The sequence below is a fragment of the Actinomadura rubrobrunea NBRC 15275 genome, from assembly GCF_001552235.1.
GTDB classification, from domain to species: domain Bacteria; phylum Actinomycetota; class Actinomycetes; order Streptosporangiales; family Streptosporangiaceae; genus Spirillospora; species Spirillospora viridilutea.
The window spans coordinates 1-14785 of the sequence record NZ_BCQU01000130.1; the positions used below are offsets into that span (position 1 = coordinate 1).

15 protein-coding genes and 1 pseudogene are annotated in these 14785 nt (G+C 73.7%); all 16 read left to right on the forward strand.

Going from position 1 to position 14785, the window contains the following annotated elements:
- Positions 1-175: 175 nt before the first annotated feature.
- Positions 176-1105 (forward strand): phosphatidylinositol mannoside acyltransferase, encoded by a 930-nt coding sequence (locus tag AR3_RS26910; RefSeq protein WP_083952099.1) that lies wholly within the window; start codon positions 176-178, stop codon positions 1103-1105.
- Positions 1102-2262, forward strand: coding sequence for a glycosyltransferase family 4 protein (locus AR3_RS26915; protein ID WP_067918125.1), 1161 nt, complete (start codon positions 1102-1104; stop codon positions 2260-2262). The genes AR3_RS26910 and AR3_RS26915 overlap by 4 nt, the downstream gene beginning before the upstream one ends.
- Positions 2263-2271: 9 nt before the next feature.
- The gene (locus tag AR3_RS26920; RefSeq protein WP_067918128.1) at positions 2272-2808 is read left to right on the forward strand and encodes a LemA family protein; all 537 of its coding nucleotides are present in this window, start codon (positions 2272-2274) and stop codon (positions 2806-2808) included.
- Positions 2809-2987: 179 nt separating this feature from the next.
- Entirely contained in the window at positions 2988-4013 is a 1026-nt protein-coding gene (locus tag AR3_RS26925; RefSeq protein ID WP_067918130.1) for a DUF3048 domain-containing protein, read from the forward strand.
- A gap of 137 nt (positions 4014-4150) precedes the next feature.
- A complete protein-coding gene (gene pdxS / locus AR3_RS26930) occupies positions 4151-5068 on the forward strand; it encodes a pyridoxal 5'-phosphate synthase lyase subunit PdxS (protein WP_067918133.1) in 918 nt (305 codons plus the stop codon).
- A 167-nt stretch (positions 5069-5235) separates the two neighbouring features.
- Positions 5236-5850 (forward strand): DUF6928 family protein, encoded by a 615-nt coding sequence (locus tag AR3_RS26935; RefSeq protein ID WP_067918135.1) that lies wholly within the window; start codon positions 5236-5238, stop codon positions 5848-5850.
- A 121-nt stretch (positions 5851-5971) separates the two neighbouring features.
- Positions 5972-6622, forward strand: a complete 651-nt coding sequence (gene pdxT / locus AR3_RS26940; RefSeq protein WP_067918157.1) for a pyridoxal 5'-phosphate synthase glutaminase subunit PdxT — start codon at positions 5972-5974, stop codon at positions 6620-6622.
- Positions 6623-6638: 16 nt separating this feature from the next.
- Complete coding sequence (locus tag AR3_RS26945) at positions 6639-7391, forward strand: YebC/PmpR family DNA-binding transcriptional regulator (RefSeq protein ID WP_067918137.1); 753 nt, start codon at positions 6639-6641, stop codon at positions 7389-7391.
- A gap of 238 nt (positions 7392-7629) precedes the next feature.
- Positions 7630-8187 carry a crossover junction endodeoxyribonuclease RuvC gene (gene ruvC / locus AR3_RS26950; RefSeq protein ID WP_067918159.1) on the forward strand — a complete coding sequence of 186 codons (558 nt, stop codon included), beginning with the start codon at positions 7630-7632 and terminating at the stop codon, positions 8185-8187.
- The gene (gene ruvA / locus AR3_RS26955) at positions 8184-8786 is read left to right on the forward strand and encodes a Holliday junction branch migration protein RuvA (protein ID WP_067918141.1); all 603 of its coding nucleotides are present in this window, start codon (positions 8184-8186) and stop codon (positions 8784-8786) included. Before ruvC ends, ruvA begins: the two co-directional genes overlap by 4 nt.
- Positions 8787-8910: 124 nt before the next feature.
- Entirely contained in the window at positions 8911-9984 is a 1074-nt protein-coding gene (gene ruvB / locus AR3_RS26960) for a Holliday junction branch migration DNA helicase RuvB (RefSeq protein WP_067918148.1), read from the forward strand.
- A 176-nt stretch (positions 9985-10160) separates the two neighbouring features.
- On the forward strand, positions 10161-10631 hold the full coding sequence (gene yajC, locus AR3_RS26965; RefSeq protein ID WP_067918150.1) for a preprotein translocase subunit YajC: 471 nt from the start codon (positions 10161-10163) through the stop codon (positions 10629-10631).
- A 187-nt stretch (positions 10632-10818) separates the two neighbouring features.
- Positions 10819-12510: a protein translocase subunit SecD gene (secD, locus tag AR3_RS26970; protein WP_227023335.1), complete on the forward strand. Its 1692-nt coding sequence runs from the start codon at positions 10819-10821 to the stop codon at positions 12508-12510.
- Positions 12510-13691, forward strand: coding sequence for a protein translocase subunit SecF (gene secF, locus AR3_RS26975; RefSeq protein WP_067918152.1), 1182 nt, complete (start codon positions 12510-12512; stop codon positions 13689-13691). Before secD ends, secF begins: the two co-directional genes overlap by 1 nt.
- 144 nt (positions 13692-13835) lie before the next feature.
- Positions 13836-14360 carry an adenine phosphoribosyltransferase gene (locus tag AR3_RS26980; RefSeq protein WP_067918153.1) on the forward strand — a complete coding sequence of 175 codons (525 nt, stop codon included), beginning with the start codon at positions 13836-13838 and terminating at the stop codon, positions 14358-14360.
- A gap of 131 nt (positions 14361-14491) precedes the next feature.
- Positions 14492-14785, forward strand: a pseudogene (locus tag AR3_RS26985) (hypothetical protein); the annotation flags it as partial.

Here is a 14785-nt window from a genome sequence, read left to right on the forward strand (position 1 = left end):
GGGCCGAGCCGGAGCCGCCGGCCGAGGCGGCGGCGCGCCGGAAGGGCCGCCGGTCGGACGCGGCGCCCGAGGAGCCGTCCCGCGACGCCTCCCGGAACGGCGCCGGGCGCGCCCGCGGCGGCGCGCGGCGCAAGTGGCACGTGCGCAAGCTGGACTCGGCGTCGGAGCCGCAGTCGTGACGGCGGGGCTGCGCGACGAGGCCGTGGACGTCGCGTACGCCCTGGGGTGGACGGTCGTCCGCAAGATGCCCGAACGCGCGGCGCGCGCCATGTTCACGGCCATCGCGGACCGCGCCTGGCGGCAGCGCGGCGAGGGCGTGCGGCAGCTGGAGAAGAACCTGTGCCGCGTCCTCGGCAAGCGGGCCGTGGACCCGGAGGTGCGGGCGCTCAGCAGGAAGGTGATGCGCTCGTACTTCCGGTACTGGCTGGAGGTCTTCCGGCTGCCCGAGTACGACCGCGACCGCGTCGTCGGCCGCACCCGGGTCGAGGGCGAGGAGCAGATGCTCGCCGTGCTGGAGTCGGGCCGCGGCGTGATCCTCGCCCTGCCGCACATGGGCAACTACGAAGCGGCGGGGGCGTGGCTGGCGCACCACGGCCACCGGTTCACCACCGTCGCCGAACGCCTCAAGCCCGAGTCGCTCTTCGACCGCTTCGTCGCCTTCCGCGAGAGCCTGGGCATGGAGGTGCTGGCCCACCGGGGCGCGTCGGCGTTCGGCCGGCTGGCGCAGCGGCTGCGCGCGGGCGGGCTGGTCTGCCTGGTCGTCGACCGCGACCTCACCAACACGGGGGTCGAGGTGGAGTTCTTCGGCGCCGCCGCGCGGATGCCCGCGGTGACCGCCGCGCTGGCCCTGCAGACGGGCGCCGCGCTGTTCCCGGTGACCCTGTGGTACGAAGGCGAGTACTGGGCGGCCCGTGTGCACGAGGAGATCCCGGTGCCCGAGGAAGGGGACAGGCGCAGCAAGATCCAGACCATGACGCAGCGGCTGGCGCGGGTGTTCGAGGCGGGCATCGCCGCCCACCCCGAGGACTGGCACATGCTGCAGAAGGTGTGGGTCGAGGATTTCGCCGACGCGGCAGGCCGCTCCGCCGGGGAGGGCGCCCGGTGAGGATCGGCATCGTCTGCCCGTACACCTGGAACGTCCCGGGCGGCGTGCAGCAGCACATCCGCGACCTGGCCGAGGCGCTCATCGGCTTCGGCCACCACGTGTCGGTCATCACGCCCGCCGACGACGACGCGGCCCTGCCGCCGTACGCGGTGTCGGCCGGACGCGCCGTGCCCGTGCCCTACAACGGTTCGGTCGCGCGGCTGGCGTTCGGGTTCCGGTCGGCGGGCCGGGTGCGGCGGTGGATCAACGAGGGCGCCTTCGACGTGCTGCACGTGCACGAGCCCGCCGCGCCGTCGCTGAGCATCCTGGCGTGCTGGGCGGCCGACGGCCCGATCGTCGGCACCTTCCACGCCTCCTACGAGCGGTCGCGGGTGGTGTCGGTGACCGCGCCGATCCTGCAGAGCGCCCTGGAGAAGATCACCGGGCGGATCGCGGTGTCGGAGGCGGCCCGCAAGACCCTCGTGGAGCATCTGGGCGGCGACGCGGTGCTGATCCCCAACGGGGTCGCCACCGAGCGGTACGCGATGGCCGAGCCGCTGCCGGGCTGGCGGCCGGGCCGCTCCGACGGCGTCCAGACCCTGGGCTTTCTGGGCCGCATGGACGAGCCGCGCAAGGGCCTGCCCGTCCTGCTGCGCGCATTCGAGATCCTCGGCCGGCAGCGGCCCGGCCTGCGGCTGCTGCTGGCCGGCCCCGGCGACGCCGCCGAGGCCCTGGCCAAGGTGCCGCGCGACCTGCGCGACCGGGTGGTGACGCTGGGCATGGTCAGCGAAGAGGACAAGATCCGCGCCTATCACTCGGTGGACGTTTTCGTGGCGCCCAACACCGGCGGCGAGAGCTTCGGCATCGTGCTGGCCGAGGCGATGTCGGCGGGCGCGCCGATCGTGGCCAGCGACATCGAGGCGTTCGACCGGGTGCTGCTGGGCGGGCGCGCCGGGGCGCTGTTCCCCGTCGGCGACCACGAGGCCCTGGCCAAGGTCGCCGGGGAGCTGCTGGACGACGCGCCGCGGCGCAAGCAGCTGTCGGCCGAGGCGCGCGCGGCGGTGCGGCGGTACGACTGGTCGGCGGTGGCGCGCGACGTGCTGCGGGTGTACGAGACCGTCGCCCTGGACGGCGCGGGGGTCGTCGAGTCGTCCGGCGGCCGACGGGTGGGGACGTAAGGCGCGGCCGTGAGCTACGACTGGATCATCGACGTCCTGTTCTGGATCGCCGTCGTCTTCCTGGTCGGCGTGTACGTGTCGTGGCGGGCCACCCGCCTGGACCGCCTGCACGTGCGCGTGGAGACCGCCCGGGCGGCGCTGGACGCCGCGCTGGTGCGCCGCGCGGCGGTCGCCCTGGAGCTGGCGGCCTCGCGGCTGCTGGACCCGGCGACGAGCCTGCTGCTGGCGACGGCCGCGCACCAGGCCCGCACCGCCGACGCCGAGTCCCGCGAGTTCGCCGAGAGCGACCTGTCGCGGGCGCTGCGCGCCGTGGCCGACCAGCCGGAGTTCGCCGCGACCGTCGCGGCCGGCGACGAGGGCAAGGCCGTGCTGGAGGAGCTGGCCGGCGCCGCCGCCAAGGTCGTCTACGCGCGCCGCTTCTACAACGACGCCGTCGCCGCCGCGCGCGTCGCCCGCGGCAAGCTGCTCATCCGCGTGCTGCCGCTGGCGGGGAAGGCGCCGCTGCCGGACTTCTTCGAGATCGACGACGACCCGCCCCGGCTGTGACGCGGTCCGGCGGCGCGCGGGGCGAGCCGGGCGCCCGCGCCGTCCGTATCTCCCTGTGCGACATCTCCCTGTGCGACATCTCCCTGTGGACATCTCCCTGTGCGACGCGCCGTCCGACCGCGACTCGCATCCGCGCGGGTTCGCTACCCTCGGGCGGGTCGCAGGAGGAGGGTGACAACGTGCGTTCGGCAGGCGTCCGGGCGGTCGCGGGGCTGGCCTGCGCCGCCGTCCTCGGCGGCCTCGCGGCGGGCTGCTCCGGATCCGGAGGGCCCGAGAAGGCCGCGCCGCCCGCCGCGTCCGGCGGCCCGGGCGCCGGGAGCGGCTCGCCCGCCCCGGCGACCCACCCCTTCACCGGCGGCACGCGCGGGCTGCGCAACCCCGTGCTGGCCGTCAAGATCGAGAACACCCGCCCGGCGATGCCGCAGAGCGGCGTGGCCGCGGCCGACATCGTCTACGTCGAGCAGGTGGAGGGCGGCGAGACCCGGCTGATGGCGGTGTACTCCTCCCGGCTGCCGCGCCGCGTCGGCCCGGTGCGCAGCGCCCGCATCTCGGACCTGCACATCCTCCCGCAGTTCGGCAGGCCCGCGTTCGCGTTCTCGGGCGTGCAGAGCAAGATGAAGCCCTACATCAAGCGGGCGCCGGTGTACGACGTCTCGCAGGAGAACGGCGCGTCCGCCTACTACCGGGCCGGGCCCAAGCCGATCCCCTACAACCTGTACGCCGACCCGAGAGCCCTGCTCAAACTGGCCCCCGGCGCCGAGCCGCCGCGCGACATCGGGTTCCGCTTCGGCCCGCCTCCCCCCGGCGGCCGGCCGACCAAGACCTTCACCGCGAGGTGGCCGTCGGCGACCATGTCGTTCACCTGGTCGGCCAAAAGGAAGCGCTGGCTGTCGTCCTTCGACGGGCGCCTCAACGTGGGCGCCGAGGGCGGCGTCCTGGGCGGCAGCACCATCGTCGTCCAGTACGCCAAGACGACCCGGTCGAAGTTCCACGACTTCCTCGGCAGCTACACCCCGCTGATCCAGACCGTCGGGACGGGACGCGCGACGGTGCTGCGCGACGGCATGGCCTACGACGCGCGCTGGTCGCGGCCTTCCGAGACGCAGGGCACCACGTTCACCACCGCGGACGGCCGGCCGATGACGTTCGCCCCGGGCCAGGTGTGGGTGGTGCTGGTCAACGACGGCAAGCCCGTCATCCCCTAGCCCCCGCGCGGCGGACCCGGCAATCGGCAACGCGTAAGGCCGGGGGCCCGGAGATTGACGGTCTGGCAGGTCGTCGACCTGCTCGCGCACGCAATATCATGGAAAGGACTTGTCGTCCCTTAATGTGAGGATTGCCCGTGTCCACTTCCGACGTCGCCGCCGAGAACGCCGTCCCCCAGACCGGGACCGCCCGTGTCAAGCGCGGCATGGCGGAGATGCTCAAGGGCGGCGTGATCATGGACGTCGTCACGCCCGAGCAGGCGAAGATCGCCGAGGATGCGGGCGCGGTGGCGGTCATGGCCTTGGAGCGGGTGCCCGCCGACATCCGCGCCCAGGGCGGCGTCGCCCGGATGAGCGACCCCGACCTGATCGAGGCCATCATCGACGCGGTGTCCATCCCCGTCATGGCCAAGGCGCGCATCGGCCACTTCGTCGAGGCGCAGGTGCTGCAGGCCCTCGGCGTCGACTACATCGACGAGTCCGAGGTGCTCACCCCCGCCGACTACGAGCACCACATCGACAAGTGGGCGTTCACCGTCCCGTTCGTGTGCGGCGCCACCAACCTGGGCGAGGCGCTGCGCCGCATCACCGAGGGCGCCGCGATGATCCGCTCCAAGGGCGAGGCCGGCACCGGGGACGTCTCCAACGCCACCACCCACATGCGCCGCATCCGCGCCGAGATCAAGCGGCTGCAGTCGCTGCCCGAGGACGAGCTGTACCTGGCCGCCAAGGAGCTGCAGGCCCCCTACGAGCTGGTCAAGGAGGTCGCGGAGGCGGGCAAGCTGCCGGTCGTGCTGTTCACCGCCGGCGGCATCGCCACCCCCGCCGACGCCGCCATGATGATGCAGCTGGGCGCGGAGGGCGTGTTCGTCGGCTCGGGCATCTTCAAGTCCGGCGACCCGGCCAAGCGGGCCGAGGCGATCGTCAAGGCCACCACCTTCTACGACGACCCCGACGTGATCGCCAAGGTCTCGCGGGGCCTCGGCGAGCCCATGGTCGGCATCAACGTCGCCTCGCTCGGCGAGGACCAGAAGTACGCCGGCCGCGGCTGGTGACGGCCGCCGCGGGGGCGTGAGCGCGGCCCGCGCGACGCCCGGCGGAGGGGCCCGGGAATGTTCCCCGTCCCCCCTCCACACCGCGCCTAGGGAAGGTTTACGCTGGCCGCGCGGCCGGTTGGGGCGCTGCGACCCCGGGGCGGCTCCGGCCGTGGGAGGGGACGACGATGGCTTGGTCGGTCGCGCTCGCCTGCGCGAGCGCGGGGCAGCCCGCCGAGGTGTTCGGACCTGGCCTGCGGCCCGATCCGGTCGCGGCGGCTCGGCTGGCGCACGGGCTGTATCCGGCGGCGCGGCTGGTGGAGACCGGCGACACGGTGCTCGACTTCGCCCTGTGGCCCTACGAGGACGAGCTGTTCGTGGGCGCCTACGACCGGGCGCTGCTGCTGTGCGACCGGCGCCTGTTCGGCCTGGACGACGACGCCCGCCGCATCGCCGACTCGGTCGCCGCGGCCCTGCCGGGGGCGAGCTGCGGCGTGCTGGTCCTGCACAGCGTCATCTCCGGCTGCTGGTTCCGCTGGTACGAGGCGGGCGCGCTGCGCCGCGACGTCTTCGTCACCAGGGAGGACGGCGTGGTGGTCGACCAGGGCGACCGGCTCCCCGTCGAACGCCCCTTCTGGGCGGCCATCGACCAGGGCGCCCCGGACGTCCCGCTGCCGTTCGATCCCGAGGAGTTCGGCCTGGCGCTGGCCAGCAGCCACATGTTCGGCCGCGGCATCGCCGACCGCGGCGCCGACGGCTTCCTGCCCCTGGAGCTGCCCCTGCGGCGCTTCAAACTCTGCTGACCCGGCCCCGGAAGATCGGCGACGTCCGGGGCCGTCGCCGGAAACGGCTAGGGTTGGCTGTGACGCCCCGTGTGTCCACGCGCAACTCCCGGAAGGTTCATCGGTGACTGCTGTGCCCACCGTGCCGTCTGAGCCGACGATCGGCGTGCTCGCCCTGCAGGGCGACGTGCGCGAGCACGCGCGCGCCCTGGAGGCCGCCGGGGCGCGGACGCTCTCCGTCCGCCGCCCCGAGGAGCTGGAGCGCTGCGACGGCCTGGTGATCCCCGGCGGGGAGTCCACCGCCATGTGGCGCCTGGCCCGCGCCTTCGAGCTGCTGGAGCCGCTGCGCAAGCGGATCGAGGCGGGCATGCCCGCCTACGGGTCCTGCGCCGGGATGATCATGCTCGCGGACCGCATCTGCGACGGCGTCGAAGGGCAGGAGACGATCGGCGGCATCGACATGACCGTGCGGCGCAACGCCTTCGGCCGCCAGGTCGACTCGTTCGAGGCCCCCGTGCGGCTGGCGGGCATGGGCGACGCGCCCTACCACGCGGTGTTCATCCGGGCGCCCTGGGTGGAGTCGGTCGGCGACGGCGTGGAGGTGCTCGGCCGCGCCGAGAGCGGTCCGAACGCCGGTAGGATCGTCGCCGTCCGTCAGGGCCGCCTGATGGCGACCGCCTTTCACCCTGAGCTGACTGGCGACTTTCGCGTGCATCGCTACTTCGCCGACCTGGTGCGCCGGGCGGCGGCCGGGGGCGGGTCCCCCATGCGGGGGTCGGAACGAGCACTGTGAGCAGGAGGATCGACGGATGTCCGGCCATTCCAAGTGGGCGACGACCAAGCACAAGAAGGCCGTCCTGGATGCCAAGCGGGGCAAGCTCTTCGCCAAGCTGATCAAGAACATCGAGGTGGCGGCGCGCACCGGCGGCGGCGACCCCGACGCCAACCCGACGCTGTACGACGCCATCTACAAGGCGAAGAAGAACTCCGTCCCCAACGACAACATCGAGCGCGCCCGGCGCCGCGGCGCCGGCGAGGAGGCCGGCGGCGCCGACTGGCAGACGATCATGTACGAGGGGTACGCGCCCGGCGGCGTCGCCCTGCTCATCGAGTGCCTGACCGACAACCGCAACCGCGCCGCCGCCGAGGTGCGCACCGCGGTCACCCGCAACGGCGGCTCGATGGCCGACCCGGGCTCGGTGTCGTACCTGTTCAACCGCAAGGGCGTCATCATCGTCCCCAAGGCGGCCGCCACCGAGGACGACCTGATGCTGGCGGTGCTGGACGCCGGCGCCGAGGAGGTCAACGACCTCGGCGAGAACTTCGAGGTGGTCTGCGAGGCCGGCGACCTGATCGCGGTGCGCACCGCCCTGCAGGAGGCGGGCATCGACTACGAGTCCGCCGACACCAACTGGCTGCCCAGCGTCACCGTCCCGCTGGACGAGGAGACCGCCAAGAAGGTGTTCCGCCTGCTGGAGGCCCTCGAGGACTCCGACGACGTCCAGGAGGTCTTCGCCAACTTCGACGTCTCCGACGAGGTCATGGCCAAGGTCGGCGCCTGACCTCCGCCCTCGGCCGCGGCCGAGGGCGGGCGCCGCTCCCGGCCGCTCCTCGGCCCGGGCGGCCGCGCCCGGCCGCAGAAGGCACCGGCGACCGCCGGCCGTCCCGCCGCCCCTTGATCCCGCTCGCGTCCGGCCGCCCGGCGGCCGCGCGCGAGCGACACGGCGCCGCGGGTGCGCGAGGATGTCGGGGGCGTTCGGTACGGTGTCCGACGCCGAACAGACGATCGAAGGAGCGGCCGTGCGGGTGCTGGGAGTCGACCCCGGGCTCACCAGATGCGGGGTCGGCGCGGTGGACGGCGCGCCGGGCGCCCCGCTGACGCTGGTGACGGTGGACGTGATCCGCACCAGCGCCGACGACGACGTGCCGACCCGGCTGCTCGGCATCGAGGCCGGCATCGAGGCGCTGCTGGACGAGGTGCGGCCCGACGTCGTCGCCGTCGAGCGCGTGTTCTCCCAGCACAACGTGCGCACCGTCATGGGCACCGCGCAGGCGGCGGGCGTGGCGATGCTCGCCGCGGCCCGGCGCGGCCTGCCGGTCGCCCTGCACACCCCGAGCGAGGCCAAGGCGGCCGTCACCGGCAGCGGACGGGCCGACAAGGCCCAGGTGACCAAGATGGTGACGCGGCTGCTGCGGCTGGACGCCGCGCCCAGGCCCGCCGACGCGGCCGACGCGCTGGCCCTGGCGATCTGCCATGTGTGGCGCGGCGGCGCCCAGGCCCGGCTCGCCGCCGCCCGCCTGGCCGCCCGTCCCGGCGGCGCCGTCCCCGGCAGGAGCAGAGGAGGATTCGCGCAGTGATCGCGTTCGTCAGCGGCACGGTGGCGGCCGCCGGGCCGGACGCGGCCGTGATCGACGTGCACGGCGTGGGCCTGACGGTGCAGTGCACGCCCGCCACCCTGGCCGGGCTGCGGGTCGGCGAGCAGGTGCGGCTGCCGACCTCGCTGGTCGTCCGCGAGGACTCCCTGACGCTGTTCGGGTTCGCCGACGAGGACGAGCGCGCCGTGTTCGAGCTGCTGCAGACCGCCAGCGGCGTCGGGCCCCGGCTGGCGCTGGCGATGCTGGCCGTGCACTCTCCGGACGCCCTGCGCCGCGCCGTCGCCGCCGAGGACGTCGGCGCGCTGACCAAGGTCCCCGGCATCGGCAAGAAGGGCGCCCAGCGCATCGTGCTGGAACTGCGCGACCGCCTCGGCGCCCCCGCCGGCGGCGCCGCCGACGCGCCCGCCCCGGCCGGCGCCGAGCCGTGGCGCGAGCAGGTCCGGACCGGGCTGGTCAACCTGGGCTGGTCCGCCAAGGAGGCCGAGGCCGCGGTGGCCGCCGTCGCCGCCGACCTCGACGGCGGCGACCCGCCGCCCGTCTCCGCCCTCCTGAAGGCCGCCCTGAAGAAGCTGAGCAAGTGACCGTCCCCATGCCCCGTACCAGCCCCGCCCCGCCGCGGCCCGGCGCCCGCGGAGCCCTCCGCCCGGCCGCGCGCCCCTCCCGCGCCGACGCCGCGGCCGGCGGCGCGGCGGAAAGGAGCGGCCGATGAGCGCGGAGGAGCGGATCGTCTCGGCCGACGCCGAGGGGCCCGACGAGCAGGCCATCGAGGCGGCCCTGCGGCCCAAGCGGCTGGACGACTTCGTCGGGCAGAACCGGGTCCGCGAGCAGCTGTCGCTCGTGCTGCGCAGCGCGCTCAAGCGGGGCCGCACGCCCGACCACGTGCTGCTGTCGGGCGGCCCCGGCCTCGGCAAGACCACCCTCGCCATGATCATCGCGGCCGAGCTCGGCAAGCCGCTGCGCATCTCCTCCGGCCCGGCCATCGAACGCGCCGGCGACCTGGCCGCCGTGCTGTCCACCCTCTCCGAGGGGGAGGTGCTGTTCCTCGACGAGATCCACCGGCTGGCGCGTCCCGCCGAAGAGATGCTCTACATGGCGATGGAGGACTTCCGGGTGGACGTGGTCGTCGGCAAGGGCCCCGGCGCCACCGCGATCCCCCTGGACATCGCCCCCTTCACGCTCGTGGGCGCCACCACCCGGGCGGGCATGCTGCCCGGTCCGCTGCGCGACCGGTTCGGGTTCGTCGCGCACATGGACTTCTACGAGCCCGCCGAGCTGGAGGTGATCGTCAAGCGGTCGGCGCGGCTGCTCGGCGTGAAGATCACCGAGGAGGGGGCCGCCGAGGTGGCCGGGCGGTCCCGCGGCACCCCGCGCATCGCCAACCGGCTGCTGCGCCGCGTCCGCGACTACGCCGAGGTGCGCGCCGACGGCGTGATCACGCGGGAGCTGGCGCGGGACGCGCTGGCCCTGTACGAGGTGGACGAGCGCGGCCTGGACCGCCTCGACCGGGCCGTGCTCGAATCGCTGCTGCGCAAGTTCGGCGGGGGGCCCGTGGGCCTGTCGACGCTGGCGGTGTCGGTGGGGGAGGAGCCGGAGACGGTCGAGGTGGTGGCCGAACCGTTCCTGGTGAGGCAGGGGCTGCTGGCGCGCACCCCCCGCGGCCGCATCGCCACCCCCGCCGCCTGGGCCCACCTGGGCCTGACGCCCCCGCCCAACGCGCCGTTGGCGGGCACGCTGTTCGACCTGGACGACGGCGGCGACCAGGGAACGATGATCAAGTGATAACGGGTTGGGAACTTCCCGGCTGCGGCGCTCGTCACGTCGTTGCCGGGGTGTGACGTACTCTCTAGACTCCGGGACTTGGTCACCGCTCCAGCCGACGATCCTGCGGCGAGGCCGAATTCCGGCGACCGGCTGGCACAGCACATCGGAAGGATGCCCGAGCGAAGGGCAGCGACATGAACTTTGCAGCAGAGCAGAGCAGCAGCGGTGTCGTCAACCTGCTGCTGCTGCTCGCCATCCCCCTGGTCTTCTATTTCCTCCTGATCCGGCCGCAGAGCAAGCGGCGCAAGGAGCAGCTGCAGATGCAGAGCTCCTTGAAGCCCGGCGTGCGGGTGATGACGACCAGCGGCATGTTCGCCACCGTGACCGCGGTGGACGACGACGGCGTGGTCCTGGAGATCGCCCCCGGCGTCGAGGCCCGGTTCGTCAAGCAGGCCGTGATGCAGATCGTCTCCGAGGCCGAGGCCGAGGACGACGAGGAGCTCGGCGACGACCCCGAGGGCGGGGACGACGCCGACGAGCGCATCGACCTGTCCAAGGACGGCGACGCGGGCGCTCAGGACGCCGAGGCCGGCGACGGCGCGAAGGCCGAGGGCGAGGCCGACGAGGCGCCCAAGGCCAAGGCCGCCGGCAAGCCGTCGTCCTGACGCGTCCTCCGTCCCCCCCGGTCCGGCCGCCCGTCCGTCGCGCGGTCGTTCGGGCGGCCGGGGGGATGCGACGCTGCCGTCCGACGCCGTGCGGCGTACCACCGAAACGGGAAGAACACGATCATTGGCTCCGCCTCGTAGCAGCGCCTCCCGACCGGGGCGCACACTCCTCGGGCTGTTCGCGGTCATGGCGGCCCTGACCGGCGTGATGTTCCTCCAGGGCAGGCCCACCCCCAAGCTGGGGCTGGACCTCGCCGGCGGGACCACCGTCACGCTCACCGCCAGGACCGAAAGCGGCGAGACACCGCCCGCCGTCCAGATGAACCAGGCCGTCAAGATCATGACGCAGCGGGTCAACGGGCTGGGCGTGTCCGACGCCGAAGTCGCCAAGCAGGGCAACCGCAACATCGTCGTCAACGTCCCCGGTGAGGGCCAGGACCGCGTCGTCCAGCTCATCGGGACCACGGCCAAGCTGCAGTTCCGGAAGGTGTTCGCCATCGCCGACGGCAGGCCGTCGCGCGGGTCGGCCTCGCCGAGCCCCTCGCCCGGCGCGAGCGGCGGCGCCGCGCCGTCCGGCAGCCCGTCGGCGAGCCCGTCGGGCAAGGCCTCGTCCTCCGGCACCCCCTCGCCGCGCGGCAAGGCGGTGTCGCAGGCGCTGGCGGCGCCGTCGCCGTCGCCGTCCGCCTCGGCGAGCGGCGGCTCCTCGCCGTCCGCCTCGCCGTCGGCGCCGCCCGCCGACCTGCCCCTCGGGCAGGACTACAGCGGCATCGACGACAAGGCGGTGATCCAGCAGTTCGAGAAGCTGGACTGCTCGGGCCCCGACAAGCGCGCCCCCGGCGCCAACGACCCCAACCGCAAATGGGTGGCCGCCTGCGACCAGGACGGCCAGGCCAAGTACATCCTCGGCCCGGTGCGGGTGGAGGGCACCCAGGTCGACGACGCCAACGCCCTGCCGCCCGACCCCCAGCAGGGCCAGAGCAGCTGGACGGTGGCGCTCAAGTTCAAGTCGCAGGGCGCCCGCCAGTTCGGCCAGGTGACCAGCGAGGCCTACCAGGCCCCGGCGGGCTCCCCGCGGCGGCAGGTCGCGATCGTGCTGGACGGCCAGGTGATCTCCGCGCCCAGCATCGACAACGGCGCCATCACCGGCGGCACCGCCAGCATCTACGGGCCGCCGGAGAGCTTCACCCAGAGCTACGCCACCGACCTGGCCAACGTGCTCAAGTACGGCGCGCTGCCGCTGGAGTTCACCCAGAGCTCCATCGACGAGGTGTCGTCCACCCTCGGCTCCGACCAGCTGCGCGGCGGACTGATCGCGGGCGCGATCGGCCTGGCGCTGGTGGTGCTGTACTGCATGCTGTACTACCGGGGCCTCGGCCTGGTGGCGGTCGGCAGCCTGCTGGTCGCCTCGGCGATCACCTACGTGTCGGTGGTGATCCTGGGCGAGAACATGGGCTTCCGCCTGTCGCTGCCGCACATCATCGGTCTGATCGTCTCCATCGGCATCACCGCCGACTCGTTCATCGTCTACTTCGAGCGGCTGCGTGACGAGCTGCGCGCCGGACGCGCGCTCAGACCGTCGGTGGAGCCCGCCTGGCGCCGGGCCCGGCGCACCATCCTGGTGGCCGACGCGGTCACGTTCCTGGCGGCCGTGGTGCTGTACTTCCTGGCCGTCGGCGGGGTCCGCGGCTTCGCGTTCGCCATGGGCCTGACCACGCTGATCGACGTGGTGGTGGTGTTCTTCTTCACCAAGCCGCTGGTGACGCTGCTGGCGCGGCGGAAGTTCTTCCACCGCGGCCATCCGCTGTCGGGTCTCGACCCCAAGCGGCTGCGCAGGACGCAGGCCGCGGCCGCGGCCCGCCCGACCGGTCAGGAGGCGTGATGCTGGGGCTGCGCGCGATCGTTTCCCGGTTCTACAGCGGCGAGGTGAGCGCCGACATCGTCGGCCGCCCCAAGCTGTGGTACTCCCTGTCCGGCCTGCTGCTGGCGCTGTCCATCGCCGGCCTGGTGGTGCAGGGGCTGAACTTCGGCGTGGAGTTCCGCGGCGGGTCGGTGTTCACCTTCAACGCCCCCGCGCATTCCATCGAGGACGTGCGCGGGGCGGTGCGGGCCGGCGGCGCCCACCAGGCCATCGTGCAGAAGGCGGGCGGCGACTGGCGGGTCACCACCGAGAGCCTCAGCTCCCACGAGGTCAACGAGGTCAAGAAGAGCATCGCCGACGATCTGGGCGTGCCCGCCGACAAGGTCAGCACGCAGGTGGTCGGAGCGTCCTGGGGCGGTGAGATCTCGCAGAAGGCCTGGCAGGCCCTCGCCGTCTTCATGGTGCTGATCATCATCTATCTCAGCCTGGCGTTCGAATGGCGGATGGCGCTGGCCGCGCTGGTGGCGCTGCTGCACGACCTGGTGATCACCGCGGGCGTCTACGCCTGGTCCGGGTTCGAGGTCACCCCGGCGACGCTGCTGGGCTTCCTGACCATCCTGGGCTACTCGCTGTACGACGCGGTGGTGGTCTTCGACATGATCAAGGAGGTCACCCGGCCGCTCGGCCCGTCCTCCAAGATCACCTACAGCCAGGCGGCGAACCACGCGCTCGCCAGCACGCTGGTCCGCTCCCTCAACACCTCGTTCGTGGCGATCCTGCCGGTGGCGGCGATCCTGTTCATCGGCACCACGCTGTTCGGCGCCGGAACGCTCAAGGACCTGTCGCTCGCCCTGTTCGTCGGCATGATCGTCGGGACCTACTCGTCGATCTGCGTCGCCACGCCGCTGCTGGTGCAGCTCAAGGAGCGCGAGCCCCGGTACCGGCAGCTGCGGGAGAACATCGCCCGGCGCGAGGCCAGCGCCAAGCGGCAGGCCAAGTCCGTCCGGCCCCGGGCCGCGGTGGCGGCGGCCGGCGGACCGTCCGGCGGGTCCGGCGAGGCCGCGCCGGACGAGGCGGCGGACGACGACGCGGAGCCAGCCGGGGACGCGCCGACGTCCGTCACGGTGCGCAAGGTCGTCCAGCAGGGGCCGCGGCGGCAGCCCAGGCGCACCACCCGCCAGCGGCGCCGCGGCGGCAAGTGACCGCCCGACCGACGTGACGATCCGAGCGACCGCCTGATCCGAGACGGCGCCCGGCGCCGCCGGGCGCGGACCGAACCGAGACCGGCCGTGCGCGGACCTCGCCGGAGGCCCGCGCACGGCCGACGCGTGAGGGGAGCACCGCCAGTGGACCTCCACAAGCTGATCCACGAACGGATCCGCGACGTGCCCGACTACCCCAAGCCGGGCGTGCTGTTCAAGGACATCACCCCGCTGCTGGCCGACCACGTGGCGTTCGCCGGCGTGGTCGACGCGATCGTCAACCACCACGGCCGCGGCACCATCGACAAGATCGTCGGCATCGAGGCGCGCGGCTTCATCCTGGCCGCCCCGGTCGCCTACCACTTCGGCGCCGGGTTCGTTCCGGTGCGGAAAAAGGGAAAGCTGCCCTCGCGGACGTACGAGGAGACCTATGATCTCGAGTACGGGACCGAGACCATCGAGGTGCACGCCGACGCCTTCGGTCCCGGAGAACGGGTTCTGATCGTCGACGACGTCCTGGCCACCGGAGGCACCGCGCGCGCGGCCGCCGAGTTGGTGAGCCGGGCCGGTGCGCAGGTCGTGGGTGTTTCGGTGCTGCTGGAACTGTCCTTCCTGCGCGGCCGCGAACGGCTCGGAGACGTGGACGTGCACGCACTGGTCACGGTCTGACCTGCCCGATCAGCTGGTCAGGTACCGGACATGGGCGGATAGACTGGCGGGAATCAGGATCCGGTGGGACGGGGCGCCGCCCGCGCGGGCGGTACCGACGGGGACGGCGTCCACTGGACCGAGGAGGCTGGGTGCCAGGTGAGGTGGTATCGACCGACGCGGTGACCGACACCGCGGTGGAGCAGGCGGCCGCGGGCCGCCCCGCGGAGGGCGCCGCCCCCCGTGCCGCCGATGTCGGGGACGCCGGGGCCCGCGACGCGGCCGCCGAGACCCGCACCGGCGAACCGGCGGGCGAGACGGGCGCCGCCGCGACGGACCAGGGCGGCGCGCCCCGCTCCGACGCGCCCGCGACCGCGCCGGAGCGGCCGCGGACGGGCGGTTCCGGCCAGGCCGGACCGCCGGGCGCCTCCCCGGAGCAGTCCGCC

Bases quoted from the DNA above. Each gene is read 5' to 3' on its own strand.
- ruvB (WP_067918148.1), top strand. From the start codon at position 8,911: ATGAGCGCGGAGGAGCGGATCGTCTCGGCCGACGCCGAGGGGCCCGAC.
- secD (WP_227023335.1), top strand. From the start codon at position 10,819: ATGGCGGCCCTGACCGGCGTGATGTTCCTCCAGGGCAGGCCCACCCCC.
- AR3_RS26945 (WP_067918137.1), top strand. From the start codon at position 6,639: ATGTCCGGCCATTCCAAGTGGGCGACGACCAAGCACAAGAAGGCCGTC.
- yajC (WP_067918150.1), top strand. From the start codon at position 10,161: ATGAACTTTGCAGCAGAGCAGAGCAGCAGCGGTGTCGTCAACCTGCTG.
- secF (WP_067918152.1), top strand. From the start codon at position 12,510: ATGCTGGGGCTGCGCGCGATCGTTTCCCGGTTCTACAGCGGCGAGGTG.
- AR3_RS26935 (WP_067918135.1), top strand. From the start codon at position 5,236: ATGGCTTGGTCGGTCGCGCTCGCCTGCGCGAGCGCGGGGCAGCCCGCC.